General features: G+C 45.3%; 23 protein-coding genes and 1 pseudogene. 6 read left to right on the forward strand and 18 right to left on the reverse strand.

The window, feature by feature from the left end:
* Positions 1 to 150: 150 nt before the first annotated feature.
* Positions 151 to 1,419: an NAD(P)/FAD-dependent oxidoreductase gene (locus tag NSS67_RS31545; RefSeq protein ID WP_339317714.1), complete on the forward strand. Its 1,269-nt coding sequence runs from the start codon at positions 151 to 153 to the stop codon at positions 1,417 to 1,419.
* Positions 1,420 to 1,482: 63 nt separating this feature from the next.
* Here the strand turns inward: NSS67_RS31545 and NSS67_RS31550 are convergent, their stop codons facing one another.
* Positions 1,483 to 2,745 carry an ABC transporter permease gene (locus NSS67_RS31550; RefSeq protein ID WP_339317715.1) on the reverse strand — a complete coding sequence of 421 codons (1,263 nt, stop codon included), beginning with the start codon at positions 2,743 to 2,745 and terminating at the stop codon, positions 1,483 to 1,485.
* A complete protein-coding gene (locus tag NSS67_RS31555) occupies positions 2,742 to 3,482 on the reverse strand; it encodes an ABC transporter ATP-binding protein (protein ID WP_339317716.1) in 741 nt (246 codons plus the stop codon). Before NSS67_RS31555 ends, NSS67_RS31550 begins: the two co-directional genes overlap by 4 nt.
* Before the next feature lie 581 nt (positions 3,483 to 4,063).
* On the opposite strand from NSS67_RS31555, the gene NSS67_RS31560 reads away from it, so the two are divergent.
* The gene (locus NSS67_RS31560) at positions 4,064 to 4,531 is read left to right on the forward strand and encodes a MarR family transcriptional regulator (RefSeq protein WP_339317717.1); all 468 of its coding nucleotides are present in this window, start codon (positions 4,064 to 4,066) and stop codon (positions 4,529 to 4,531) included.
* 116 nt (positions 4,532 to 4,647) lie between these two features.
* On the opposite strand, the gene NSS67_RS31565 is transcribed toward NSS67_RS31560, so the two are convergent.
* The 3 genes from NSS67_RS31565 to NSS67_RS31575 all read right to left on the reverse strand — a co-directional run bounded on the left by NSS67_RS31565 (position 4,648) and on the right by NSS67_RS31575 (position 7,191).
* Complete coding sequence (locus NSS67_RS31565) at positions 4,648 to 6,156, reverse strand: MDR family MFS transporter (RefSeq protein WP_339317718.1); 1,509 nt, start codon at positions 6,154 to 6,156, stop codon at positions 4,648 to 4,650.
* Positions 6,157 to 6,186: 30 nt separating this feature from the next.
* Positions 6,187 to 6,741 carry a GNAT family protein gene (locus NSS67_RS31570; protein WP_339317719.1) on the reverse strand — a complete coding sequence of 185 codons (555 nt, stop codon included), beginning with the start codon at positions 6,739 to 6,741 and terminating at the stop codon, positions 6,187 to 6,189.
* A gap of 177 nt (positions 6,742 to 6,918) precedes the next feature.
* The gene (locus tag NSS67_RS31575) at positions 6,919 to 7,191 is read right to left on the reverse strand and encodes a hypothetical protein (RefSeq protein ID WP_339317720.1); all 273 of its coding nucleotides are present in this window, start codon (positions 7,189 to 7,191) and stop codon (positions 6,919 to 6,921) included.
* A 227-nt stretch (positions 7,192 to 7,418) separates the two neighbouring features.
* On the opposite strand from NSS67_RS31575, the gene NSS67_RS31580 reads away from it, so the two are divergent.
* Positions 7,419 to 7,898, forward strand: coding sequence for a GAF domain-containing protein (locus tag NSS67_RS31580; protein ID WP_339317721.1), 480 nt, complete (start codon positions 7,419 to 7,421; stop codon positions 7,896 to 7,898).
* A 145-nt stretch (positions 7,899 to 8,043) separates the two neighbouring features.
* Here the strand turns inward: NSS67_RS31580 and NSS67_RS31585 are convergent, their stop codons facing one another.
* From NSS67_RS31585 to NSS67_RS31595, 3 genes are all read right to left on the reverse strand, one after another.
* Positions 8,044 to 10,476, reverse strand: a complete 2,433-nt coding sequence (locus NSS67_RS31585; RefSeq protein ID WP_339317722.1) for a glycogen/starch/alpha-glucan phosphorylase — start codon at positions 10,474 to 10,476, stop codon at positions 8,044 to 8,046.
* A 96-nt stretch (positions 10,477 to 10,572) separates the two neighbouring features.
* Complete coding sequence (gene glgD / locus NSS67_RS31590; RefSeq protein WP_339317723.1) at positions 10,573 to 11,676, reverse strand: glucose-1-phosphate adenylyltransferase subunit GlgD; 1,104 nt, start codon at positions 11,674 to 11,676, stop codon at positions 10,573 to 10,575.
* 122 nt (positions 11,677 to 11,798) lie between these two features.
* Positions 11,799 to 12,962 carry a glucose-1-phosphate adenylyltransferase gene (locus NSS67_RS31595; RefSeq protein WP_339317724.1) on the reverse strand — a complete coding sequence of 388 codons (1,164 nt, stop codon included), beginning with the start codon at positions 12,960 to 12,962 and terminating at the stop codon, positions 11,799 to 11,801.
* Between the two features lie 460 nt (positions 12,963 to 13,422).
* Between NSS67_RS31595 and NSS67_RS31600 the strand changes: the two genes are divergently transcribed.
* From NSS67_RS31600 to NSS67_RS31610, 3 genes are all read left to right on the forward strand, one after another.
* A complete protein-coding gene (locus tag NSS67_RS31600) occupies positions 13,423 to 14,106 on the forward strand; it encodes a response regulator transcription factor (protein ID WP_042123896.1) in 684 nt (227 codons plus the stop codon).
* Positions 14,103 to 15,686, forward strand: coding sequence for a HAMP domain-containing sensor histidine kinase (locus NSS67_RS31605; protein ID WP_339317725.1), 1,584 nt, complete (start codon positions 14,103 to 14,105; stop codon positions 15,684 to 15,686). The genes NSS67_RS31600 and NSS67_RS31605 overlap by 4 nt, the downstream gene beginning before the upstream one ends.
* A 147-nt stretch (positions 15,687 to 15,833) precedes the next feature.
* On the forward strand, positions 15,834 to 16,400 hold the full coding sequence (locus tag NSS67_RS31610) for an FAD-dependent oxidoreductase (protein WP_339317726.1): 567 nt from the start codon (positions 15,834 to 15,836) through the stop codon (positions 16,398 to 16,400).
* 376 nt (positions 16,401 to 16,776) lie between these two features.
* Here the strand turns inward: NSS67_RS31610 and galU are convergent.
* The 10 genes and pseudogenes from galU to NSS67_RS31660 form a co-directional block, all read right to left on the reverse strand.
* Positions 16,777 to 17,690, reverse strand: a pseudogene (galU, locus tag NSS67_RS31615) (UTP--glucose-1-phosphate uridylyltransferase GalU).
* A 20-nt stretch (positions 17,691 to 17,710) separates the two neighbouring features.
* Positions 17,711 to 18,688: a glycosyltransferase family 2 protein gene (locus NSS67_RS31620; RefSeq protein WP_339317727.1), complete on the reverse strand. Its 978-nt coding sequence runs from the start codon at positions 18,686 to 18,688 to the stop codon at positions 17,711 to 17,713.
* Positions 18,689 to 18,765: 77 nt separating this feature from the next.
* On the reverse strand, positions 18,766 to 20,898 hold the full coding sequence (locus NSS67_RS31625) for a glycosyltransferase family 39 protein (protein ID WP_339317728.1): 2,133 nt from the start codon (positions 20,896 to 20,898) through the stop codon (positions 18,766 to 18,768).
* A 206-nt stretch (positions 20,899 to 21,104) separates the two neighbouring features.
* Entirely contained in the window at positions 21,105 to 21,650 is a 546-nt protein-coding gene (locus tag NSS67_RS31630; protein ID WP_339317729.1) for a DUF1697 domain-containing protein, read from the reverse strand.
* Between the two features lie 27 nt (positions 21,651 to 21,677).
* The gene (locus NSS67_RS31635) at positions 21,678 to 22,496 is read right to left on the reverse strand and encodes an aminoglycoside phosphotransferase family protein (protein WP_339317730.1); all 819 of its coding nucleotides are present in this window, start codon (positions 22,494 to 22,496) and stop codon (positions 21,678 to 21,680) included.
* Positions 22,497 to 22,510: 14 nt separating this feature from the next.
* Positions 22,511 to 22,807: an antibiotic biosynthesis monooxygenase gene (locus tag NSS67_RS31640; RefSeq protein WP_339317731.1), complete on the reverse strand. Its 297-nt coding sequence runs from the start codon at positions 22,805 to 22,807 to the stop codon at positions 22,511 to 22,513.
* 20 nt (positions 22,808 to 22,827) lie between these two features.
* Positions 22,828 to 23,454 (reverse strand): hypothetical protein, encoded by a 627-nt coding sequence (locus tag NSS67_RS31645; RefSeq protein WP_339317732.1) that lies wholly within the window; start codon positions 23,452 to 23,454, stop codon positions 22,828 to 22,830.
* A 130-nt stretch (positions 23,455 to 23,584) separates the two neighbouring features.
* Entirely contained in the window at positions 23,585 to 24,685 is a 1,101-nt protein-coding gene (locus tag NSS67_RS31650; protein WP_339317733.1) for an endospore germination permease, read from the reverse strand.
* A 24-nt stretch (positions 24,686 to 24,709) separates the two neighbouring features.
* On the reverse strand, positions 24,710 to 24,913 hold the full coding sequence (locus NSS67_RS31655; protein WP_339317734.1) for a hypothetical protein: 204 nt from the start codon (positions 24,911 to 24,913) through the stop codon (positions 24,710 to 24,712).
* Between the two features lie 14 nt (positions 24,914 to 24,927).
* Positions 24,928 to 26,073 (reverse strand): Ger(x)C family spore germination protein, encoded by a 1,146-nt coding sequence (locus tag NSS67_RS31660; protein WP_339317735.1) that lies wholly within the window; start codon positions 26,071 to 26,073, stop codon positions 24,928 to 24,930.

Below are 26,073 nucleotides of genomic sequence, written 5' to 3' on the forward strand. Positions count from 1 at the left end.
GACTAGATTAAAGCACAGGATCACTCTCCTGACAACGATTATCATTAAGCAGGGTGACAAGACTGGTTACATGAGAGTCAGAATGGTATGATTCCGTTAGGAAAACACGGAGTATCACCCGTGTCTTAACATGTAAAGGAGTAAAATTTCATGAGCAACTACGATGTGATCGTTATAGGGGGCGGCCCTTCGGGATTGATGGCAAGCGTGGCCGCAGCAGAACACGGAGCATCCGTACTACTAATCGACAAGGGAGCCAAGCTAGGACGAAAGCTCGGGATATCTGGTGGCGGGCGCTGTAATGTAACGAACGTCAAGGAGAGAGATGAGTTAATCTCCCATATCCCGGGAAACGGACGTTTTTTGTATAGCGCCTTCGACCATTTTAATAATCAGGACATCATTGCCTTTTTTGAAGGCTTAGGTATTGCACTAAAGGAAGAAGACAACGGACGGATGTTTCCCGTCTCAGATAAGGCCTCCAGCGTCGTCTCCGCCTTGATTAGCAAAGTACGAAGTCTAGGCGTGCAGATTATGACGGACAGCCCTGTTTCGGAAGTGCTATATAATGAAGGTGCTGTTAAAGGAGTTCGGCTGATCTCTGGCAAGTCGTTCTCCTGCTCTGCTGTCATCATCGCTACTGGAGGGAAGTCTGTACCACAAACCGGTTCGACTGGAGATGGCTATCCTTGGGCGGAAGCCGCAGGACATACAATTACGGAGCTGTTCCCAACTGAGGTTCCGATACTTTCACGTGAAGAATGGATCAAGTCTGGAGAGCTGCAAGGAATATCACTACGCGACGTGGCGCTTACAGTCTGGAATCCTAAAGGAAAGAAAGTCATCTCTCATCGTGGAGATATGATTTTCACCCATTTTGGATTATCCGGCCCAATTGCACTACGCTGCAGCCAATTTCTGAGACAGGTCCAGCGTAAGTCAGGGACAGACACTGTTGAGATGTCCATTGATCTCTTCCCTGACCTGAGCTCACAAGAAGTTGAATCACTGCTGCAGGACAAGCTGGAGCAGGAGCCGAAAAAAGCGATTCGTAATTCGCTGAAGGGGCTGCTGCCAGAACGTCTCATCCCCCTCTTGTTAACTAAAGCTGACCTAGATGGAGATATAACAGGCCATCATGTATCCAAGAATGGATTGCTTGCTCTAACAGGTAACTTGAAACGGATGCCCGTTTATGTTCACGGTACCCGTTCCCTGTCCGAAGCCTTTGTTACGGGCGGCGGTGTAAATCTGAAGGAGATCGATCCCAAAAGGATGGAATCAAAGCTTATGCCGGGGCTATTCTTCTGTGGGGAGATCCTAGATATTCATGGCTACACTGGTGGTTACAATATAACTGCCGCCTTCTCTACTGGTTATACAGCAGGCAAACATGCCGCTGACCTTCGACTTAGCTAATGCGATGCAACTAAAAACAGCGTGACTTGAGAGGCTTCTCAAGTCACGCTGTTGTTCTATCTATCAATCTTTTCCTAATCGAAACGTACCAAATATTCTACTGATAAAGAGACCGACCATGTATCCAACCGGAATGAACAGGATAATTCCCCACCAACCGTATAAAGTGAGACAGATCAGCGCAGAGGAAATCATTGTAAAGGGAAGCAATAGAATAGGGACCACCTGCATACCCGCTTCAGCTTTTTGTTCTTTCGTAAACGGAAGGATGCCAATGTAATCATCTCCCGCAAAGAGTGACCAGAACGAGAACAGCCAAAACGTCATGAGAGATGTTAATACTATAAATCCCAGCCATTTGAATCCCGATGGAATGATAAGGATCGCCACGGCGGACACGGCTGTAAACGCTAAGTAGATCTTCAAATGGGCCGGATTCCGTATGAGTGCCTTAATCGCTGCTGCAGAGAACCGACTCTCGGCGGTCTTTGATTTAAGCAAAGGCTGTGATTTCCGGAAAATCCACGGCTTATGGCGAGTCGGGCGAGGTTTATCCAGTACATGGCGGAGCAGTATGGCTGCTATCTTCATCCGCTGCTTGTAGTCCTCTCGCACATCGTTCATAAATGTCCCACGCATCACTAAGCGCTGCCGGAAAGCGATTATTGCAACGACAGTAAATAGAACCGCACTCAACAATATGAGGAGCGGGCGATCATTCCAAAGGCTAGCTACTCTGAAATAAATAGCGTTAGGGACGGAGATCGCCAGAAATAGCCACAGCCAGCGACGCCAACCTTGTTTCTGTACTTTTACAAGATGTCCAAGTAACTTAACACACCAGCTACACGCCAAGGTCAGAGCGAACAGCGCCCATACCTCCGATGACGTCATTTCAAATCCTCGAATCAGAAAAGGCAGTAACAGTGCAAAAGCTACACAGAACTTCAGCGAGGTTACAATCAGGCTGTAGAGCAATCCACGAAATACGATCGTATTAATCCATCGCTGCCGTTGTCTAAGAAATAATAGATCCCCTTCCTGCAATAGTAGCACCAATCCCCCGTTGCAGATCAGGAGCACTAATAATGAAGGAATGAGCATAAACGGCAAATTCACACTCCAAGCAGGTAACGCATCGTTCCAGAAGCCGTAATACAAACGCCCTCCCAGCAATCCACCGGGAATAATAATATATAACAGAACGGTCCAATCAGCCGCCGTACGAATAATAGCGGATTGCTCACGCCAATGAGAGAATAGCCGCCGTCTGAATAATTGTTTGGAGTTAGAAAAAGCAAACGCCCGCCGTCCCTGCTTACTCATGTCAGTTCGTCGAAGCAATCAAACAACGACGCCTCCGGCAGTCCAGCATAATCACGTATATCTTCGAGAGTTCCTGAGGCAGCAACCTTTCCCCCGGAGATCAGCACGAAATCATCGCATATCTTCTCTGCAGTATCCAGTACATGCGTGGACATTAATACACCAGCTCCGCGCTTCCGCTCCGCTTCCAGCAGCCGCAAGAAATCTTTAGTGGCGCGAGGATCTAAACCGATAAATGGCTCGTCCACAATATAAACGTCCGGCTGTACCAAAAAACCAAGCATTAGCATCATCTTTTGTTTCATCCCTTTAGAGAATCCAGCTGGAAGATCATTGCGTACATGGCCCATGCCAAACTGCTTCAGCAGCCTTTCCGCAGTTTCTTCGAAATGCTCATATTTCAGTCCATAGGCAGCAGCCGCTAAATCCAAGTGCTCCCACAATGTTAAATCCTCATAAAACACAGGCTGCTCCGGTACATAAGCATAAGATTTATTAACTCCACTAAAAGACACCTTAGCCTTCGTATTCTTCAGCAACCCAAGCAGGGTCTTAATGGTAGTACTTTTTCCAGCACCGTTAGGTCCGATCAGTCCGAGCAGCTGCCCCCGCTTCACCTGAAATGAAATATCGAATATGCAAGGATCTCCCGCTTCATAGCCGGCTTCATCAATCTCAACATCGAGCACAATGTCGTCGTAGTTCTCGGTGTCCACCGTTGTTTCTACTTTCTCCATACACTCCATCTCCTAGATGTTTCTAATAAAAACTATTATAAATCGCCTTCTCTTTTACGTATATGAATGACATTCAAAAGATCAACAGAAGAAATAACAACTTATCTAATCGTACTATATATTCTTTCTGAAAATTTGCAACTTCTTTTTTCACAATGACAGCTCAAGCCCTGCTCTATAGCTAACAAAAGAAACTCCTATCAAGGAGAAGTCTATCCTACAAGGTCTATGTTATTCGTCGCTATTATTCTTTCCTGTTCCTATAATACCATTAATAGTAAAATGTTGGTGATTACCGATCATCCGTCTGGAGTCGTAAAAAACACTTGAACTGCAGGATGAAATTGTAATTCTTTCAGAGACTGAAGTAAAAAAGCAGTCAATCGCATCAGCTTCAAAAAAATGTTTGATTTTTAATAATTAAAAGTTGCTCATTGTGACAAATCACATGTTCTTCGTTCAATCTTTCACGTATTCTATTGTTATCTCAAAGTTCGTTGCACAGGTAAACCGTGCACTAAGAAATATGATTACAGAACGTGCGACGAGTTCACATGAATAACGATAGAGGGTGGAGAAGCATGATACAATCTTATGAACGTGATACACAATTAACACTACATTTGTACCGGGTATTTGCTAAATCTTTTAAGAGCATTAATGAGCATGCTGTTACCGGCAGCAAAATCGAAGGTTTTAATCCTACTGCCTTTGCCGTCATGGAAGTGTTGTACTATAAAGGACCACAGCCCATTCAACAAATTGGCGCCAAACTGCTGCTACAAAGCGGCAACGTGACTTACGTAATCGACAAGCTCGAAGAACGCGGCTATTTGCAGCGCAAACCTTGTCCAAGTGATCGTCGCGTGATTTTCGCGGAATTGACTACAGAAGGCGAACGTCTCATGAATGAGATGTATCCGAAGTACTCAGAGCGTCTTCATCTTGCTTTCAGCGGATTGAATGATGAAGAGAAGGAACAAATGATCATCCTACTCAAGAAGATGGGTCTGCAAGCTGAGAAGCTTTCCCCTCTTCCCCGTAAGTAGAGTTAACATCTAGGCTGCTTTTTACTTCATATTTGTTAAACAAGCTGTTATCGCATGAAGAAGCCCGACCGGCAAATGCCTGGTCGGGCTTCTTCATGCGATTTAGAGATACTAAGTTATGCCTTTTTCAAGGACGATGAAGCATCCTCTACCGAAGGTACACCCTTGCGTAAACCCCAAGATATTATAAGCGACAAGACAGCAAAAACTGCCATCACGATAAACAGTGAATGAAGTCCCCCTTCAAGTGCACCACGTAAGCTGTTTGATACCTCACCGGACAGGTTAGTTCCTGTATGCGACCCCAGCAGCTTATTTATGTCTTCACCTGTAACGTTTGAATCCGGTTGTTTTCTCAACAGCTTATCAATATTCAAGTTCAGCCAGGAACCGAATATAGCTACCCCAATGGTCTGGCCCAGTGACCTTGTAAATGCATTAAGCGCTGTGGACGCACCACGTTGATCATACGCAACTGAGGACTGTGCGATAATCGTGAAGACCGTAGAGGAGTAACCGAAGCCTACTCCACAGACTAGCATCAAGCATAAGAGTATTAGCTGCGAAGACTCTCCCGTCAAGAAAACCAGACCGATAGCCCCGGCGGCAATCATCATCAATCCAAGCATTGCGGTTCGGCGAGAACCCGCTCGCAGAATCATCCGTCCACCTGCTATTGACCCAAACATCCACCCTACAGACATTGGTGCAAGCAGCAAGCCCGAGATCGCAGCGCTTTTTCCAGATACGCCCTGTACCCATAAGGGGATATACGTAGAAAGTCCAATAATTAATGTGCTTACCAGCAGGTTAGCACCCGTTGATACCGCGATGTTACGGTTTGAGAATAGGTTCAGCGGAAGCATAGGCTCTGGTGCACGTCGCTCCACAAACAGAAATATGATTAGCAGAATAACCGCCGCTCCCAGTGTTGCGAGTAGTAGTGGAGAGGTCCATGCCAGGTTCTGCCCTCCAGTGGAGAGTCCAAAGAGTAGAGCCCCCATACCTGCTGCGAAAAGAAGCACGCCTGCCACATCGATTTGTGTCTTCCGGCGCACCTTCTCTTCCTTCAAATAGCGCGCAATAAATACCATTGCCAACAAGCCAAATGGCAGATTAAATACAAATACCCAGCGCCAGCTTAAGTAATCTACCACATAGCCACCAAGCAGTGGCCCTACTAGTGAGGAAATCCCCCATACTGAGCTTAGCAAGCCTTGCGTCTTTGCTCTTTCTTCAATGCTATAAATATCTCCAATAATGGTAAAAGTCATTGGAATAAGTGCACCCGCACCGATCCCCTGTATCGCACGAAACAAGATCAGCTGTCCCATACTTTGCGAAATGCCGCATAATAATGAGCCTAATAAAAAAACAGCAGCTCCCCACATAAACACAGGCTTGCGTCCGAACAGATCACTGATTTTGCCGAAAATAGGTGTTGTAATAGCCATTGCCAGCAAGTATGCAGTAAATATCCAGCTCAGCCACTGCATCCCTTGAAAGTCGCCTACAATTGCCGGCCCCGCTGGTCCAGTTACCGTCCCCTCAATAGCGGCCAGAAAGGTGGCCAGTAGTACCCCTGTTAATATTAGCTTGCGTTCTAAATCCCCTGTTGCCTTCAATGTTCCAAACCCTCTCTGTATGTATTACGTTCAGCGCCAATCCCCGCTCAGAAGAGCAAGGAGAGTAATATCCTGGAAGCCTGAAGTGGTCTGTCGATATTGACGCAATACGCCCTCCTTCTGAAATCCAAGCGCATTAACTAGCCTCTCCGCACGGATATTTTCAGGATGACAGAGCGCTTCTATACGATTCAAACCCATAATGTTGAAGCCGTAATCGAGCACTAGCCCTAGCGCTTCCTTCATATATCCAAGCCCCCAAAAGGCAGGCGACAGATCACAGCCAATTTCACCACGGTAAGCTCCCTGAAGTTGCCAATGGTTATAACCACAGCTGCCTATGACTTCCTCCCCAGGTCCAATAATACTCCAACGTAAGCTCTCCTCTTCCTGAGCCATCTGTGACAGAAGAGCAATAAGCTGCTTCGTCTCATCTATAGAGGACAATGCCGGTGCACCCAGCCAGAGAGAAACTTCCGGATGAGACCAAACCTGAAATAACGATGAAGCATGCTCAGTGGTCATAGCACATAATTTCAATCTTTTACCGATTAGTGTAGGTGCCACTCCATTGCATATATACAAATCTCTGCTCCCCCTTCAACTAATCAATTATACATCATTCAAGAGTATATCCTTAAGCTAAAAGTTCTAATTTTTTAACATCTTACATGCAAGCAAAAGCGTCTGGATCAGGCGGCACACTCACCACTTGATCCAGACGCTTATTTTAAACCTTTAATATTCGATCATTCCATTCCGTCAATTCACGACTTCACTACACAGCACCTGAAGTTTAGCTCGAATATCCTTGAACTCTTCAATTCCAGTACGAGTAATACTGTACCCTTCGCTATGTGCAGTCAGAAAGTTGTCCACCGTCAGCTTTTCCAATTCCTGTTTCACTTCGCGTTCTCCTATACGATACCCCATATCCTCCAGTCCGAGCAGCATCTCCGAGATCGTCACATCTTTATCATGAGCACAATAAAGCATGTGGATTCCTATGAACAAATTCTGTACATCGGCGCGCATATTTCACTCCTTCTGGCTACAAAGCCTTCGGTATTTACTCTAGCATTACCCTATGACAGATCATCGGAAACATCATTATAAGGGTTCCTTGCTTCAGTGACACCCTGCCGAACTCCAAAAAAATACAGAATAATGTTATGGCTTGACGTATCCCGCATAGCTGTACTATGTTGTTAGTTACAGCTATGGTTTCATATAGACTTTAAAGTACAGGAAGGTGATGCTTCATGTTTCAAGCTATGCCATACGACGGGACACGCAGCGAGCAGTTTGAAGCGGTTCTAGTCCAACTAGAAGCATTAATAAAGGACGAACCAAGCGCTACGGCTAATTTGGCCAACGCTTCGGCACTGCTTAAACACGCTCTGCCGGATACGAATTGGGCCGGGTTTTATTTATTTGATGGCAAGGAGCTTGTGCTCGGACCTTTTCAGGGCCTTCCTGCATGCATTCGAATTCCGCTATCTCGCGGAGTGTGCGGAACGGCAGCAGCAGAGCGACGCACACTTGTAGTAGGAGATGTACATGCATTCCCAGGACATATCGCCTGTGATGCAGCCTCTAACAGCGAGATTGTTGTTCCTTTGATAAAGGATGATCGCCTGCTTGGCGTACTTGATATTGACAGTCCACTCAAGGATCGTTTTGATGATGAAGAACGCCGTTTTCTGGAGCGTTTCGCAGCTCTAGTATCAGATGCAATCTAAAAGCTTCCCCACAAAGTGAGGCTTTGCTTCGATGCGTACTCAGGTACTTTGTGGGGGCCCCAAAAATATACTTTCTGATAGGTTAAAAAAGGCTGTCTCATTTGTAGGAACCTCCTACTTATAAGACAGCCTATTCTTGTTAGACTTACAGCCGCACTGGACTGATATTCCAAATCTCCGCTGCATAGCGGCTAATCGTGTTATCACTAGAGAATTTACCGGAATGACCAATATTAATAATGGACTTCTTCAGCCATTCCTGTCGGTTGCGGTATGCCCGATCAATTTCGACGTGAGTCTCGACATAACTGGCGAAATCCTTAAGCACAAAAAATTCATCGTTATTATCCAATAGGGAGTGGAAAATGCTCTCAAACTCCGTAGCATGACAGCATATAGGTCCTGGTTTGATTAACTGATCCAGCACTTCTTTCACACGACTGTCGCCATTGTAAATATCACGCGCATGATAACCGCCATGCTGATAGTAATCCATGACCTGCTCAGCACGAAGTCCAAACAGGAACATATTGTTGTCTCCCACCATCTCATGCATTTCCACGTTTGCGCCATCCATCGTGCCTACCGTCAATGCACCGTTCATCATGAACTTCATATTCCCGGTACCTGATGCTTCTTTGCTGGCCGTAGAAATCTGCTCACTGATATCCGCGGCAGGAATGATCTTTTCTGCCAGAGATACCGAATAATTCTCAAGGAAGAAGATGCGAATCTTTCCCTTAACATCCGGATCTTTGTTGACTACCTCCGCAACTGTATTAATCAGTTTGATAATCCGCTTCGCCAGATGATAACTTGGCGCTGCCTTTGCTCCGAATATAAACGTGCGTGGGACCATATCCATTGAAGGATTATCTTTGATTTGATTGTACAAATGCAGAATATGCAAAATATTAAGCAACTGACGCTTGTAGGCATGCAGACGTTTCACCTGTACATCAAAGATAGAATCGGGATCTACATGTACCGAATGCTTACTGTAGATGTACTCTGCAAGACGCAGCTTATTCCGGCGCTTAATACTAGCTACTTGTTCCTGGAATGAAGTATCTTCACAATATTTAATCAAGCCAATCATCTCTTGAGGGTGGCTCACCCAACGGGTTCCTATCGATTGATTGATCAAATTAGCCAGATCTGGATTGGCATGCAGCAACCATCTCCGATGGGTAATGCCGTTCGTCTTATTATTGAAGCGGCGTGGATACATTTCATTAAAAAGTCGCATTTCACGCTTCATCAATATTTCTGTATGCAGCGCTGCCACGCCATTGACACTATGGCTAGCAACAATCGCCAGATGAGCCATCCGAACCTGATCATCATGAATAATCGCCATTTGTGCAATTCGATCCTGATCACCCGGATAACGACTCATGAGCTCCCCACAGAAACGGGCATTGATCTCTTCAATAATGAGAAAAATACGCGGTAGCAGCTCCCTAACCATTTGAATGGGCCATTTCTCAAGCGCTTCGCTCAGAATGGTATGATTGGTGTAAGATACCATACGCGTTGTGATACTCCAGGCCTCATCCCAGCCTAAACCATGCACATCCATCAGAATCCGCAGCAGTTCAGGTATCACCAGCGTTGGGTGTGTATCATTAATATGAAGAGCTACCTTGTCTGGCAGTGATTCAATAGGGAGGCCAAGCTTGGCATAAGTCCGCAGAATACTTTGCAGCCCCGCGCTACAGAGGAAGTACTGCTGCTTCAAGCGAAGCAGCTTGCCTTCGTATTGGGAGTCATCCGGATAAAGGAACTCCGAAATGGATTCCACAGAACGCTTATATTCCAGAAACTTATGATAGTCCGTCCCGGCAAAAGAACCAAATGTTCTAGAGGGCTGGGTGATGGACTCCGCACTCCAGTTACGCAGCGTATTCACATGCCGGCGATCTGCGCCAATGATAGGTATATCATAGGGAACTGCACGAACAGCCTCATACCCCGAATGATCAAATACGAGCCGCCCGTTCTCTTCGCGGGTCTCAATAGCCCCCCAGAACCTTACTTCAACCTGCTTGTCTTCGCGGCGCACTTCCCATACATTATCATTCTGCAGCCAATAATCAGGCAGCTCTACCTGATACCCGTCAACGATCTTCTGCTCAAACAGGCCGTATTTATACCGTATGCCGCAGCCATGTCCCGCATATTGCAGGGAAGCCAGTGAATCTAAGAAGCAAGCGGCCAAACGACCGAGCCCTCCATTCCCTAGCCCAGCGTCTGACTCCTCCTCCTCAATATCCTGCAAACAAAGACCAAGGTCAGCTAAGCCCTCACGTACTACTTCCAGCACGCCCATATTCAGCAGATTGTTCCCCAGAAGCCTACCGATCAAGAACTCCATTGAAAAATAGTAAACCTGCTTATCTTTATCGACCTTATATTTCTGGTTGGTTTCTGCCCAATTTTTCCCGGCGTTCTCGCGAATCATGTTGCCTAGTATTTTATAGACATCGGCATTCGAGGCTTCCTCAAGCGGTTTACCTAATTTACTGATGAGGGTCTCACGGAATACCTGTTTGAAAGATTCTTTATCGTTAAACAACAGTAGGTCCTCCTGACAAATGCTTTTTTTAGAAGTGCAGTAGACATTGACATTAGATCAGATAGGTTATACTGCTTATTTCATCTAATCCAGTCGTTAGATCTTGCTGCTCTTGGCGATGACGAATGGACGTTTACTATCTCCAACAAGAATTCGATTCTTACTCAAATGTACGTCTTTATCCATAATCACATTCTCAATAACAGCATTCTCTTCGATGACGCACTTTTGCATAATGACAGAGTTGATGATCTTCGCTCCCTTACGCACCTGAACCCCCCGAAAGATCACGCTATTCTCCACTGTTCCACCTATAATGCAGCCATTAGCTACCAGCGAATTGCTGACGTTAGCACTCTCCAAGTATCGGGTTGGAGCCTCATATTTAATCTTCGTCTGTACCGGACTTTCTTTGAACAGACTGAAATAATTCTCCTGCTGGAGCAGCTCCAGACTGTTCTTATAATAACTTTCTAAAGAGTTAATTACGGCATGATAGCCATGATATTCGTATGCGGCGATATTAAATTTATGTCGGTTCTTCTGAATCACATCACGGAAAAAGTAACTTTCACCATGCGCAATGCAATGCTCCACCTGCTCCAAGAACAGTTTCTTCTCCATAATGAAGATATCCAGATATAAATTAGGATGATCCTTCTCATGGTGGATATTGGTCACCTTATTCTCTTCGTCTACTTCAATTCGCTGGCATAGATCATGCTCTGGCTGTAGTTCCTCAATCTTTTTATACACTACTGTAACGTCGGCACCCTTCTCCAAATGGTAGCTGTACAAGTCTTGGAGATCGATCGTATTGATATGCTGGCTGCCGGAAAACACAATATATTTAGCAGATCCCCGTTTAAAAAGATCCAGATTATTATGGTAATGCTGTAAGTCCCCGAGAGAAGTATCCGTTGGATCGTTCCAATCCGGAGGCAAAATAAATAATCCCCCATGCTTGCGATTCATATCCCAGGATTTTCCGTCACCCAAATGGTCCATTAGGGAACGATACTTACGGCGGACGAACAGGCCAACGCTCTCCAGGTCTGCACGCATCATATTAGAAAGCACGAAATCAATCAACCGATAACGACTGGCAAAAGGTACGGCTGCACCACAGCGGAAATAAGTAAGTTCATTTAGTTTGTCGAGTTCATGATCCAGATTAATTACACCCATGAGTTGCTTCATCGTAATCCACCGTCCTCTTATAATTTATAAGAAAGTATACGTTTCACGATATACTTTATCCTTATAAATCTCGCATAAACGCTTACCGTCCCTAGAAGGACGTCGAAGGCGTTTTAGCTTGATTATATGGTTTTGGCTACAACTGATTTTCGCTTTTTGCTTTTATTGTCGATCAGCAGAATTTCATTCTCGTTCTCCCGTTCGATGCCTATTTCCATATAATCGTCGATTACCGTATTCTCACTTATAATCGCTTTATGAATGCGTACGTTCTTGCCAATCTTAACCTTAGGCATAATCACGGAGTCCGTAATTACACTGCCCTCACCCACTTCTACGCCATAAAAGAGGACCGAGTGACTCACTTCTCCGTGCACAATGCAGCCTTCATTAATAATGCAGCCTGACACTTTCGCCCCAGGGGCAACATATTGGGCAGGTTGATTCGGATTACGCGTAAAAATGCGCCAGCTAGGATCATTTAGATTGAGTGGTGGATTATCGCTCAGCAAATCCATATTCGCTTCCCATAAGCTGGATACAGTACCTACATCTCTCCAGTATCCTTCAAAAGGGTACGCAAATAAGGAGTTTCCGTCCTCAAGCATTAAAGGAATGATATCCTTGCCGAAATCGTGCGAAGAACCTACATTTTCCCCGTCTTCCAGTAGATGCTTGCGGAGAATCTCCCATTTGAAGATATACACGCCCATAGAAGCTAACGTGCTTTTTGGTTGAGAGGGTTTTTCCTCAAATTCGTAAATTTTCAGATCGTCCTCCGTATTCAAAATTCCAAATCGGCTTGCTTCCTCCAGCGGAACGTCAATGACAGAAATCGTGCAATCGGCGTTTCTTTCCTTGTGGTATTGAAGCATAGCGTGGTAATCCATTTTATAAATGTGATCACCGGACAGAATAAGAACATGCTCTGGATCGAACTGATCCACAAACTTAAGATTCCGATAAATCGCATCGGCCGTTCCTCGATACCAGCTGCTTCCATTCTCGCGTTCATGCGGTGGCAATACGAATACACCACCGTTCTTACGGTTTAAATCCCAATCACTGCCTACTCCGATGTAAGAATGCAGTATCAATGGTTCATACTGAGTCAGTACACCAACTGTATCAATACCTGAATTGGAGCAGTTACTTAAAGGGAAATCGATGATCCGATAGGTCCCTCCAAAATAAACAGCGGGCTTGGCAAGCGACTTGGTTAAACCTTTCAATCTTTTGCCTTGGCCTCCAGCCAATAGCATGGCTACCATTTCCTTTTTCTTCATGGAAAAGCCTCCCTTGACTTATGGGTAATATGAAGTTCAGTAAGCACAGGTTGAATGAACAGAAGTTCCAGAAAGAAGTGAATTAACAAGAAATACACTTGAAAGAAATGAGCCTTGATAGGAAGATGGACAAAGTTGAAAACACGAGGAAGGAAATATAACATGAACGGATAATCTAACCTAAATTGGATAACTTCCACCAAAATCAGGAGATTATCCTTATTGTAAAGTGTTCTATACCCGTCGTCAAAACCCTTTATCACATTTTCGAAAATCCGATTTTTTTAACCCTGTTCGTTATTAATCACATTAATATTACTTATAACTAAATTAACCCCTTTGAATCATTATGAAAGAAAATTACTCCTTAAATCGTAAAGCAAAGGGTCGGATCTTCAGCAAACGTTCAACCGGATATGTCATAATGTAGCTATCTATCACTGATTTGGAGGTACCTATGATGAAAGCAGCTCAAGGCGTTAGACTACTGCTCGTAGATGATGAGCCTCATATATTGCAATTTCTGGAGCTGGGTCTCCTTAACGAAGGATTTGAAGTCAGAACCGCACCCGACGGAATCACAGCCATCTCAGTCGCTGCTGAGTTCAAGCCACATGTAGCCATCCTAGATGTCATGATGCCCGGCATGGATGGATTCGAGTTATGTCATTACCTGCGCTCGGAAGAGACGGAAATAGCCGTCATTATGCTAACTGCAAAGGATGAAGTGGACGATCGAGTCAAGGGACTCACTATTGGTGCTGACGATTATATGGTCAAGCCCTTCAGCTTTGACGAATTGCTTGCCAGAATTCAAGCGCGGCTACGCAATCAGTTTCCGGGTCTGCTAGGCGAGGTCCGCTGCGGTCCGTTCCGCATTGATAGCCGTCGAAAAGAAATTCGCTTCAAGGAAGAAGTGCTTGAACTCTCCCCCACGGAATACGAGTTACTACAGTATCTCGTTATTAATCATGGCCTTGTACTAAGTAAGCCAATGATTCTTGATAAGGTCTGGGGCTATGATTTTGGCGGTGAGGAAAATATCGTTGAGGTCTATATCCGTTCGCTTCGCGAGAAGCTTGGGGATAAGGAGCACCGTATTATCCGTACCCTGCGGGGAGCAGGCTACCGGGTGGATTTATGAGTACGCGCATCTCTCAATGGTTTCATAAGCTGCCTGCACCCCGTTCCCTACGGAAGCAGCTACTAGCGATTTCGCTGCTCATTCTATCAGGATTGCTGCTGCTAATCGGGATATTACAATATATACTCATGCGGGATTTCATATACAGCAATAGAGCGGAGTCTATGGAAGCGCAAATACGTTCTGTTCCCCGTGAAATGTTTTTTAACTTTTTCAATTCCTATGACGAGGACACAACAAGTATGAACGAGGCAAACACTGAGCATAGTGGTAATCTGCCAGGGGAAAGAAATGGCGAGAATAAAATGCCGAACAATCTGCGTACCGGCGAGAATAGACGCCCCCTCTTGCTGGATGCTCATACGACCATTGCCATTTACAGCTCGGATGGCACCTTCCGGGATTTACAGCAATTAACGTTATCTGATTCAGCCGCGCCTAGATTGACGAATACGCAATACAATAATCTACTCATTCATACCACGGATAGAACAACAGGAAATTACAAGCTTATAGAGTCACAAGATGGCACTGAACATCTAGCCATATTCGTAAACCTCTATCGACCTGGAAATACTAGATTGCTGCTACAGATGAGTGTGGATACAGGACCGTTAAAGGATGTCATCTTGCAGCAATTGATGATCTACGCAGGCTTGTCAGTGATTGCTTTATTGGCTGGCTTCTTCCTATACTTGCCTGCCCTTCGTAAGACGCTGGTCCCTCTTTCTAATATGGGAGAGTCCGCCGAGATCATTGATGCCGGTAATCTGGATATCCGGTTTCCAATTAACCAAGGACAGACTGAGATCGACAAGCTGGCTCATTCATTCAATGGTATGCTCGAGCGCCTAGAAATATCCTTTCATAATGAACGGGAAGCCAAGGAACAGATGAGGCGCTTCGCTGCCGATGCTTCTCACGAGCTGAGAACTCCACTGACCTCGATCCATGGTTTCCTGGAGGTCTTACTGCGGGGCGCCGCGGACAACAAGGAACAGTTATACAATTCATTGCGTAGCATGCATGGCGAATCGAAACGGATCAACAAGCTGGTGGAGGATTTACTGCTGCTCGCTCGGATGGACGGTGCCCCCCAACTGCATATGACGGACCTGCTGCTCGGAGAGGTTATTTCTGAAATGAAGCCACATCTGCTCTTGTTGGCGGATCACCGCAAGGTTACTTTTGATATCTCGTATGGCATCCGTGGTAAATATGAACCTAATAAGATCAAACAGGTGATTCTGAATCTGTTTCACAATGCGGTTCAGCATACGGATATAGAGTTTGGTACCATTCATCTCTCTTTACATGCTAGAGGAAATGAAGCAGTTCTAACGGTGCGGGACAACGGTTGCGGGATTTCAGCAGAGCATATCCCACATATATTCGATCGCTTCTACCGCAGTGACTCCTCTCGTACGCGTAAGTACGGTGGATCTGGTCTGGGCCTTTCTATTACCAAGTCTATCGTGGAGGCACATCACGGCAAGATCAGTGTAAGCAGCACACTCGGTGAGGGAACAACCTTCAGGGTTACACTTCCTTGTGAGGAAGGATTAGCCAAGAGAGACTAACAAACGGTATAATAGGTGATAGACTTAAGTCTATGCTTACGATGCGAGTTTTGCTTCACAAAACTTAAGCCCATGCTTACGAAGTAGTTTTGCTATGTTGTCCATTCTAAGGAGCATCGCTCCGCAAAACTTTTAGGAGGTCAAAAAATGTACGAAATCGCCGTAATTGGAGCCGGCCCTGCCGGTGCAAGCTCAGCTCTATTCGCCGCCAAGGCGGGCAAAAAAACGCTGCTGATCGACAATGATAAGGGCATGACCCGCAGAGGGTGGTTTGAGAACTTTTATGGAATTTCCGAAGTAGGCGGTCCTGATCTCGTAGAAACCGGACATAAGCAAGCCATCAAATTTGGCGCTGAACTGGTAGCAGAACAGGCGATCAGCCTCACCTCCAGCGGCAACGGATTTGTTATTGAAACCGAAGACGGAATCATTTATGAAGCGAAACACGTAATTCTTGCAACAGGTGCCCTTACGGATCTAGCCGCTAAAGCTGGCGTGGAGACTAAGGATGGTACCGAGCCAAGAATCAAAACAGTAGTCGCTGTTAATCCAGAAGGCAAAACAAATATTGAAGGCATTTGGGCTGCAGGTACCGTTGCCGGAGTAAGTGTACATGCCATTATTACGGCAGGCGATGGCGCGAAGGTAGCGATTAATGTGATTAGCGAGTTAAATGGTGCTCGTTACGTGGATCATGATGTGCTAAAAGCTTAATCAATGACTGAAAACATAAATCCGGGGACGATTCTTAGGAATCAGTTCTCCGGATTTTTTTATACCGAAAAATATAACTGCACTTGGTGCAGCTATTTCAACCATTAGCACTCCTGAACTCCTTTTAAGTGTAGTTTGTGCAACTAAAAACAGTCGGAAAGAGTATTTCCGAAGGTTTATGATGAAATAAGTGTATCAAGTGCAATTAAGTCGATACGTAGCAGGTTGATGCGCTTTTTAATTGTATAAAGTACACTTATTTGTTCATCCCAGTGCCCCCTCTTAATCACCATACGCAAAAAAACTGCTCCAAACCAACCTAATCTCACCGCCGCATGACGATGTTATGGTCGTTTGGAACAGTCTCCTTCAATCCCTAGCGTGTACCCCAAGGCAAGGCCTCCACTTCTTCACTTTCCCTCAGTCTAGCAGCCAGCTTCTGCAAATACGGAACTAGTAATGGACGTAACTCCTCACGCATCAGCCCGACCTCCAGTGTAGCTTGGATATAGCCGAATTTATCGCCAATATCATAACGTTGTCCGATCAAATCCAGCGCCAGTAGACCTTCATTACGGCACACCTCATGCAAAGCATCGGTCAGTTGATATTCGCCACCTGTTCCACGTTTGAGCTTAGCCAGGATCGAAAATATCGAAGGCTCCAAAATGTAACGTCCCATAATAGCATTCTCTGAAGGTGCAGTTTCAGGAGAGGGCTTCTCCACCAAGCCTTTTACTTCATGGACTCCTTGTAGAGAACCGCTGGATGAGATAATCCCGTATTTTTGAACCTCCTGCCGCGGCACCTGCTGTACACCGACAATGGTCTGCTCCTCTTGCTCATACAATCTCATCATTTGCAGCAGCGCCGGGTCCTCTGAGATCATGATATCGTCGCCGAGCAGAACAGCGAAGGGCTCATTTCCGATGAACTGTTCCGCACAAAGGATGGCGTGACCTAGCCCAAGCGGCTCTTTTTGCCTAATGTAATGAATGCTGGCCAGCTCACTAATCGCTTGAACTTCACGAAGCAGCTCCTCTTTTCCTTTTTCCAAAAGCGTCTGTTCCAGTTCCACTGATTTATCGAAATGATCTTCAATCGACTTCTTGTTCGGCCGGTCACGATGATGATGCTCTCAATGCCAGATCGAACAGCTTCTTCTACGATATATTGAATCGCCGGCTTATCCACAATAGGCAGCATTTCCTTCGGCTGAGCCTTAGTTGCAGGCAGGAACCGAGTGCCTAAGCCCGCGGCGGGAATAACCGCTTTTCTAATCTTCACTATGAATCCCTCCCTTACAGTTACTAATGATTTGCAGCTTGATGCTCGCGAACGCTCTGCTCCTCCTTGCCCCCATAGAACTCTTGGACAATATAGAGCGGACGTCCCTTGGTCTCATCATAAATCCGGCCGACATACTCACCCAGAATCCCTAACATAATCAGTACAAACCCATTAAAGGTCACTGTGATTCCAATCATCGATGCCCAGCCCTTAACGACTGAATCCGTAAAGATCACCAGATATAACACATACATCAAGTACAAGAAACCAGAAGCGGATAGCAGTACTCCCAGATATCCTGCCAGCTTCAGCGGCTTATATGAGAAGGAAGTAATTCCGTCCAGGGAGAGCTTGATCATACGTTTCAGTGGATATTTAGTCTCTCCTGCGAGCCGTTCATCGCGTTCATATTCAATGGCTTTTTGGCGAAAACCGACCCAGCTGACTAGACCGCGTACGAACCGATTTTTCTCTGGAAGACGCTTGAGCTGTTCACATACTTTACGATCTATGAGCCGAAAATCACCCGTATCTACAGGGATTGAAATATCGGTTGAATAACGCAGCACTCTATAAAAAAGGCTGGCCGTCCACTTTTTGAATAAGGACTCTCCGTTTCGCTTTACCCGTTTTGCATAAACAACTTCATAACCCTGCTTCCATTCCGCAATCATGTCCAGAATCAGCTCTGGCGGATCTTGCAAATCGGCATCAATAATAACGACTGCATCTCCTAGGGCATAATCCATTCCGGCAGTAATAGCGATCTGATGTCCAAAGTTACGAGACAAATCGATCAGCTTCACACTCTCATCCCAGTAGCTATATTCCTCAATCATCTGGGCACAATTGTCTGTGCTGCCGTCATTCACGAAGATCAGCTCATACACTTCATTTGTTAAACCCATTACTTTTTTGAGCCGTCGATACGTCTCCTGAATAACCGCCTCTTCGTTAAACATCGGTATAATAATGGAATAGCGCACGTTGGTGCTCATGAGCAGCTCCTCCTTAAATTTGAATAATGAAGCGCGCCAGATCCATCTGATAACACGCCTCATTTATTAATACTTGCCTAGTTTAAAGTAACTTTGTATAACGTCCCGCTGTTTCCTGCGTTGCTTCCAGCCCAATCAGCTGTTGGAACCTCCGTACCATTTTCCGTGATCCAAGTCGTCAATTCCGAGCTACCCCCACGTCCGCCACCCATACCACCGCTGCCCATCAGGAAGTATTTCACCTTTCCACTCTCAACTAACGCCTTTAGGGTATCTGTGGTATACACTGTGTCTGAGCTAGAAAATCCGTTCAGAATAACAACCGATGCACCCTTGTCAACGATATAAGGAGCTGCTGTGCCATAATCCAACGTAGCAAACAGATAAGGCTCCCCAGTATTGTTCTCCTCCAAATAGGACAACAGGCTTTCATTCGCACTTGTGGCGCTATTACGTCCAAAATTGCTTGAATTGCCGCCCATTCCCCCTTTACCTTCACTACTGCTCGGTCCTGCTTCAGGGGTTTGACTATTCAGCCCATAAGTAATGGGGGTAGCTGCCCAATAGAGAGGCCCAATTAACAATACTAGTACTGCTGCAACGCTTGTCGCATAAATGAAAGACTTCTTCTTGCCTTTAAGAACTACCAGTGCCAGTGAAACCACTATTCCTGCAGCTAAAATACAAATGGACCAGCCACTACCAATCGTATCGTCATAAGGATGAACAATGTACCACTGGAAACCTGCTGTAACTAGTGTTGCCGCTGGCAATAGCCAAGACAGCCAACCAGAGTGCTCGCGATATAGCGTCCACAGCTTTGACCATCCTGCACCGACTAACGCTGCAATCGGAGGAGCCATCATGACCAGATAATATTGATGGAAGAACCCTGCGATACTGAAAAATCCCATAACGGGCACCAGCCATGCTAACCAGAAGAGAGCTTCCTTATGAGCTTGGGTAAGGTTCTTTCTCCGCAGATTGGCGAATAATCCAATGCAGCCTAACAATACGAAAGGCAACAACCAGCTAGCCTGCCCTGACAGCTCTGATTGGAACAGACGAAGCGGACCTGCTGTTCCTGTATTGAACATTCCGCCGCCGCCGCCACCGCCACCATTCATGCCACCGCGATTTCCTCGTCCGTCCTCGTCACCGCCAAATTGCCGACCTTGACTGTCAGCTCCACCAGGTGGTTGACCTGGTGAACCTCCATCATCGGCACCAGTCTGGCTATTCGAGGTCGAGTTTGGGTCTTGCTGACCCGAAGATGCTCCACGTCCACCATCAGTGCCATTATTACCTCCTGCCCCATTCATAGCGGGCATCTCGCCATTCATGTTCGGCATCTCACCGTTCATTGTCGGCATCTCACCATTCGCTCCCGGCATTCCACCTCCGCCACCGCCTGTCCCACGATCGCCCGTCAAACGTGCGACACCATTATAACCAAAGGCCAGATTCAGCACGGAATTAGTACCGCTACTGCCGATATAAGGTCGTTTGCTGGCGGGAATCGAATCCACAATCACTGCCCAGGACAAGGAAACTACAAGCAATATTGCTGTGGAGGCTGCCAATACTCCCGTCTTCCGCTTCCAGTTCACTTTGGCAGCCAAAATATAAAAGAGATAAAACGCCGGTAGAACCATATATGCCTGCAGCATCTTCTCGTTAAACCCTACACCGATTAACGCGAATGCGGTTAGAAGACTGCCCAGCTTGTTGCTCTTCGTCCCTTTAAATAGAAACCAAACCGCGAGCAGAAGGGTGAATACAAGCAGCGCATCAATATTATTCGTCCGACTGACAGCGGCTGCTACCGGAGTTGTAGCCATGGCCAGAGCCGCTAAACGTGCTGCCGCTCTACCGAAGGTAGGCTTTACCAGCAGATATACAAGTAACACCGAACCGACTCCACCAAGTGCCTGTGGCAAAATCACACTCCAGCCATGCAGCCCGAAGATGAGTGCACTAAGCGTCTGAATCCAAAAGGTGACTGGTGGTTTATCCACCGTTACCGAACCCGCGGAGTCGAGGGACGCGAAGAAGAAATTATGAAAGTTCTGCAGCATACTCCCCACTGCGGTGGTGTAGTATGTATTCACATAGTGGTCATTCCAAACCCCATAACCATACAAAAAAGCAGCAAGTATTAAAATGAGCCACAGTATAAGATCCGAGCTTATTTTTTTGACTCCACTCATCTACATTCACTCCTATCCTTTGATCGTTCTATATTCCGGCAGTTCTGTGCCCCCGGCTCAATCTTTCCGTAGGTGTATTATTTCACCCCTACCTTAACTCTCAATGAGTGCACGCTGAATGTTTGCTGAATAAATAAAGCTGCCGGAACGCAAAAAAAGCCCCACAAATGTGGAGCCTTTCCGTTCAAATCCCCATCAAAAATAGGCTATTCTAGCCTACCCATAGCAACGAGCTTATTCACCGTATTCCAGTTGCGTGCTGTAATAGACATACCCAGTATTTTGTCAAAAGGAACCTTGAAAAGCGGCGATTGGCTCACGCTGACCTCATATAACACATACATCTCTCTGCCGACAAAACGTATTTTATCCGGACCCTCCTCATAAATGCGGAGCTTGTCCAGTGCTTCGGCTGAAGGTTCAGCTGGCAGAAAAGAGACATACCATCTTTTGAAATCTTCTGGTTCTGATAGCTGAAAGGGATTGTTAGCAATCGTGTTCTCTAACTCAGCCAGTGTACGAATGATAACAGAGACATCAAAACCAAAAACCTCTTGAATCTGGCGTTCAATGACTCCGCTCAGCAGACTTTTCGATTCCTCATCACTTTCAAATAGGACATTTCCGCTCTGAATGTAAGTACGCACATTTTGAAAGCCAATCGACTGGAACATCGTCTTCAGATCCTGCATCTTAATGATTTTGTTGCCGCCAACGTTAATGCCACGCAGCAGGGCTATATAGGTAGTCATGAACACACCTCCGTTTTCTTGTCAGGATCAATTTTGGCTTAAGGTTAAGGCCTGCAGACGTTTACGAACTTCTTTTACTAACAGCTCCTTCTCAGAAGGCGGAAGCCATTCCACCAGACGCGCGGCAGCGATCGGCAGAATCCAGCGGTCTACATCCTCATAGGTGTGTCCTGATAAACGGAGATACTCCCGAATATATCCCTTGGTTAATTTTTTTCTAATAAAACCTATCATCATTCTCGATAAGACTGAGGCTTCAGGGGGCATGGCTCCCATACTGAACATCACTACAGATCGCGCAGCATCGCCTGCTGGTTCTCCCACCACGCCAGTCATCCAATCGATAACCCAGAGCTGATCGTCCATGAGTACATTGTCAGGATGGAAATCTCCATGGCATAAATGAGTTCCTTCCGGTAACTTCTCCAGATAGCTCAGAATGACTGACTTCTCATCTTCACTAAGCATAGGAGCCCCCATGATATTCCACTTTAACATATCCTTCTGCTGTCCGATCTCCTCGGTAATTTCAAGCCTATGCAAATCAAAGTGAAGCCCCGCCATCATTCTGGCATACTTACTAACTTTCCAAGGCTTCTCACCCATTACTTTTAAAAGAGAGGGACCTTGGATTTGTTGAAATACGATACCTTGTCTTGTCTGTTCATAAATGAGTCCAAAAGGCTGCGGTGTCCGAATGCCCTGCGAGTGCACAAACTGGCTGATTTTAAATTCTCGGCTAATGTTCTGCTCTGAAACATCCTCTAGGTACAGCTTAAGAATCCTCTGATCCTCATGCTCCCAAATCTCCGCTGTCCTGCCTTTCCCGACAAGCTTCGCTTTCACTCGGCTTCCTCCATTTAGTCCAGATTAATACGGGTAAAATGTTCAACTACCGGAAATGGATCGTAGTAATGGTGAAGCAGTGCCTTCCATTCCTGATACTGGCTGGATTCTCTGAAGCCAACAGTGTGATCTTCAAGCGTTCTCCACTTCACAAGCAGCAAATACTTATGATCATCCTCCAAGCAATGTTGGAGTTCATGCCCCATATAGCCTTCTATGGAGGAGATTAAGCTTGATGCCTCCTTGAAGCTTTTTTCAAATTCAGTAGTCAAACCAGGCTTCACTTGCAGCATCGCAGCTTCCAAAATCATAATCAGCAGTCCTCCAAAGGTTATGTATTTAAAGCATCACGGAAAAATTCATGATAAAAATTAATAATTACAAGCAGGATCGCTAGTGACTCGTTGACCTGCCCTACCTCAAGGTTATGATTAGCATCATCGATTCTATACACCTTTAAATGCTGGAGCCCACTAATTTCACCGGAATGCTGTTCACTAAATAAAGGATCGCATCCGCCATACATTACAGTACCACGACTCTGCTGAATCAGCGGCACCGCCTCAGGCAACGGTGTGATATAAAGATGAGACGTCTTTTTCTGTATTTGCAGCTCTTCTGCAATTCTCCCTGCGATGACCGCACCGACGCTTTTGCTGATAAATAGTATTTTTTTGTATTCAGGAAGAGAAGCAATGGCCGCCTTACATTCCTGAATAAGAATAATCATTTCATCACGCTTAAACCCTACTCTCGCACTCTGATAGCCATACTCAAGCAGCAGGACGTCGCAATTATGCTCCCGGGCTGTTTTGGCCGCATAATCTAGCAGGGGGCGCTCAGCCGAATAATTTTTCCCTGGAAAAATAACAGCCAGTGTCTTGGATCCTTGAGTAATATATTTATGTCTAACCTCTCTACCCCAATAAGAGGACATCATGATATTGCTGACGTTCATCCATGTTTCCCTCTCTTCTACAACAATCATTCTATGTATCTATCATTATAGCTAACTTATGTTTAGTTTTAAAACCAAAGAATTCCTAATCTCAACTAGAGATCAGGAACAGTCGAAAGTAGGTCTATTGCTATGAGGCTATCTGCTTACTTTTACTTCTACTAACCATAATCTCAGCGCAAATCCATAATGCCAGTGGAATAATCACCTGAAATGGAAAGGCGTAGAATTTATAAATATTGTAGTAAAAATACTGCATTTCCATCATGTCCTTGTACACAAAATCGGCAAAATAAATCATGAGCAGTCCTAGCTGAAGCACGACGGAGCGATAGCTTTTTAATTTAAATACTTTAGCTAATCCACTGCTAGCTACATACAGACATAAGCTTGCTTTTATGAAGGTTGTGATTACAAATACAACAGCCGTGGAAGCCTCAATTCTTGATAGAAAATCACCTACATTAATACGACTCGCAGACACATAAGAGGGGAAATTCAGACTGGACACTACTTCAGGACCGAGCATCAATAGATTACGTAGCGTAGCCGAAAGAATAATCATCCCAGAAATCAGTACACCACCAAATAATATTTTCTTACCTGTGGCTTTGTTAGATATAGTACTAAATGCCCCCAGAATTATTATACCCTCTGCGAATATAACAGAAGACGTACCCAGAGTATCGCTAAACACCGAATACCAGCCTTTATCAACTAAAGGGAGTATGTGATGATATTCCAGCTTTGAAGTAGATAATATGAAAATAATCAAATTCACAGCTATCGTAAATAGAAGCAGAAGCTTCGCGCTTCTTCCCAGCACCTCAATCCCTGCCTTAACCACCCAAATGCACAATAACCCAACACATAGCATAGGAACAAGCATCGGTGTTTCGGTCAGGGCGATCAATCTACTGAATTCTCCAAAGACCCTGAGAGCCAGTGCCCCCAGATGGAATGCATACCAAATATAGAGACAGGAGATCATTCGCCCGAGAACGCTACCAAATACAACGATCAGCATATCAAACAGATCCTTACCCGGAAAAAGAACATGAAGTCTTGCGTATATCAGCAGAAGAGGAACTGCAAGTACCATGGCAAAAAGTAGAGCGATCCACTTGCTGTTACCGGATTGTCCTGGCAAGCCCATAAATATGGAAGTTCCCACAAAAAACAAAACCGTAACGCTAATCATATGCCCTACAGGAATGATCTCCTTATTCATACACTTCTCCTTTACGCATGTTCCCTAAAATAGCTTCTTGATCAAATTTTCAATCAGTGGAGATGGGCTAGGAATCGACCACTTCATGGACAATGCAACAGCAATGACAAATGAAACTAGACATAAGAATGAACAGACCCAAAAATCCCGCTTCATCCCCTGCTTTAACAGTCCGTAAGGATCGAGCAATACGATAACCACATAGACAAGAATTACGATTACAACCACTTCATCACCTATTTTTAATGAGTCTGGATAGATCTATTGGTTTGCCCACTGCTCTTAATAATCACTTTGGAATTTACAACGACGTCCAATTCGGAGAATTCCTGTCCCCAGTTTTCCTTAACTTTCTTCCAGGTTTGCGGCATTCTCTCATGCACAAGCTCTCCAAACCCAAAAACATCGGCATGATAATCCTGCTGAACCCTATGGATAACGGAGAGCATCCGTTGCTGTAATTCCTTTCCGGCACGCTTCTCAAGGATTTCCTTGCTACCAATATTATTGAATTCTTCCGGAGCCATTACCTCATCCAGTCCGACTTGCGTTTCTGTGTTAATTTGCATTTGCAATTTGCCATCGTTCCATATAGGCTTTACTTTTGTTTTATTAGACAGAATCTCAAGCGAAAAGGCAGGTTTTCCTTGTTCATCATTTAAGGGTAGCACCCCACCCTGGATTTGATCTTTAGTAAAGAGCATATATTTCGTTTCTTCACCGCTAATCGTGCCAACCATTTTATCCATTCTGAATATAGCTGTCCCACTTACCCGAGCATTTTTCGTCTTATTTTCTTCATAAATATAGATAAGCGGAGCTATTGCAAATTCACCAGAAGCCTCCAGCTTATCAATGAAGTCCCAAATTTCCACGACGGGAGCCGTACTGGTATTGTGCTCAGATCTCATCTGTTGCGCAAGCGCATAGGCCATAATACTTTCCGTTACACTGCTTAGACTAATGACTTCCTGAGCCGTCTTCTCCTTAGACACAAATATGAATACATCTGACCTTGTTTCTGTATCTCTGTTATACCAATCAATCACTTTGATAACCCCTTCCCGGGCTATCTCTTCACTAAGTACAATTACTTTAGAATGACTCCAAAATAATTTTTTTCCTGTAATGGAGATCATTCCTCGCACGATATCAAATATCGTCTTCCCAGAAAGGGTTAGCATCTTAAATCCGGTCTGTTCTGATTGCGATCCTTCCTTCGTATCCACAATCTCAACGGTTACCGCTATTTCCCCCTCTTTCTTCCCCTTATCAATCCCCACCCCAGCTACAATCGATATCTCATCCACTTCAGAGTAGTTCCAACAACCAGTTACACTTATAAGAAGGATCAGAGTTATAAAGACCAGGATTACCTTTTTCAGCAT

Source organism: Paenibacillus sp. FSL R10-2734 (assembly GCF_037963865.1).
Classification (GTDB): Bacteria; Bacillota; Bacilli; order Paenibacillales; family Paenibacillaceae; genus Paenibacillus_AQ.

Excerpts from the sequence above, each read along its gene's own strand:
- NSS67_RS31575 (WP_339317720.1), bottom strand. The coding sequence starts at position 7,191 with ATGCGCGCCGATGTACAGAATTTGTTCATAGGAATCCACATGCTTTAT.
- NSS67_RS31595 (WP_339317724.1), bottom strand. The coding sequence starts at position 12,962 with ATGAAGAAAAAGGAAATGGTAGCCATGCTATTGGCTGGAGGCCAAGGC.
- NSS67_RS31640 (WP_339317731.1), bottom strand. The coding sequence starts at position 22,807 with ATGATTTTGGAAGCTGCGATGCTGCAAGTGAAGCCTGGTTTGACTACT.
- NSS67_RS31600 (WP_042123896.1), top strand. The coding sequence starts at position 13,423 with ATGAAAGCAGCTCAAGGCGTTAGACTACTGCTCGTAGATGATGAGCCT.
- NSS67_RS31610 (WP_339317726.1), top strand. The coding sequence starts at position 15,834 with ATGTACGAAATCGCCGTAATTGGAGCCGGCCCTGCCGGTGCAAGCTCA.
- NSS67_RS31660 (WP_339317735.1), bottom strand. The coding sequence starts at position 26,073 with ATGCTGAAAAAGGTAATCCTGGTCTTTATAACTCTGATCCTTCTTATA.
- glgD (WP_339317723.1), bottom strand. The coding sequence starts at position 11,676 with ATGAAGCAACTCATGGGTGTAATTAATCTGGATCATGAACTCGACAAA.
- NSS67_RS31555 (WP_339317716.1), bottom strand. The coding sequence starts at position 3,482 with ATGGAGAAAGTAGAAACAACGGTGGACACCGAGAACTACGACGACATT.
- NSS67_RS31545 (WP_339317714.1), top strand. The coding sequence starts at position 151 with ATGAGCAACTACGATGTGATCGTTATAGGGGGCGGCCCTTCGGGATTG.
- NSS67_RS31630 (WP_339317729.1), bottom strand. The coding sequence starts at position 21,650 with ATGACTACCTATATAGCCCTGCTGCGTGGCATTAACGTTGGCGGCAAC.
- NSS67_RS31560 (WP_339317717.1), top strand. The coding sequence starts at position 4,064 with ATGATACAATCTTATGAACGTGATACACAATTAACACTACATTTGTAC.
- NSS67_RS31605 (WP_339317725.1), top strand. The coding sequence starts at position 14,103 with ATGAGTACGCGCATCTCTCAATGGTTTCATAAGCTGCCTGCACCCCGT.
- NSS67_RS31620 (WP_339317727.1), bottom strand. The coding sequence starts at position 18,688 with ATGAGCACCAACGTGCGCTATTCCATTATTATACCGATGTTTAACGAA.
- NSS67_RS31650 (WP_339317733.1), bottom strand. The coding sequence starts at position 24,685 with ATGAATAAGGAGATCATTCCTGTAGGGCATATGATTAGCGTTACGGTT.
- NSS67_RS31625 (WP_339317728.1), bottom strand. The coding sequence starts at position 20,898 with ATGAGTGGAGTCAAAAAAATAAGCTCGGATCTTATACTGTGGCTCATT.
- NSS67_RS31645 (WP_339317732.1), bottom strand. The coding sequence starts at position 23,454 with ATGAACGTCAGCAATATCATGATGTCCTCTTATTGGGGTAGAGAGGTT.
- NSS67_RS31550 (WP_339317715.1), bottom strand. The coding sequence starts at position 2,745 with ATGAGTAAGCAGGGACGGCGGGCGTTTGCTTTTTCTAACTCCAAACAA.
- NSS67_RS31580 (WP_339317721.1), top strand. The coding sequence starts at position 7,419 with ATGTTTCAAGCTATGCCATACGACGGGACACGCAGCGAGCAGTTTGAA.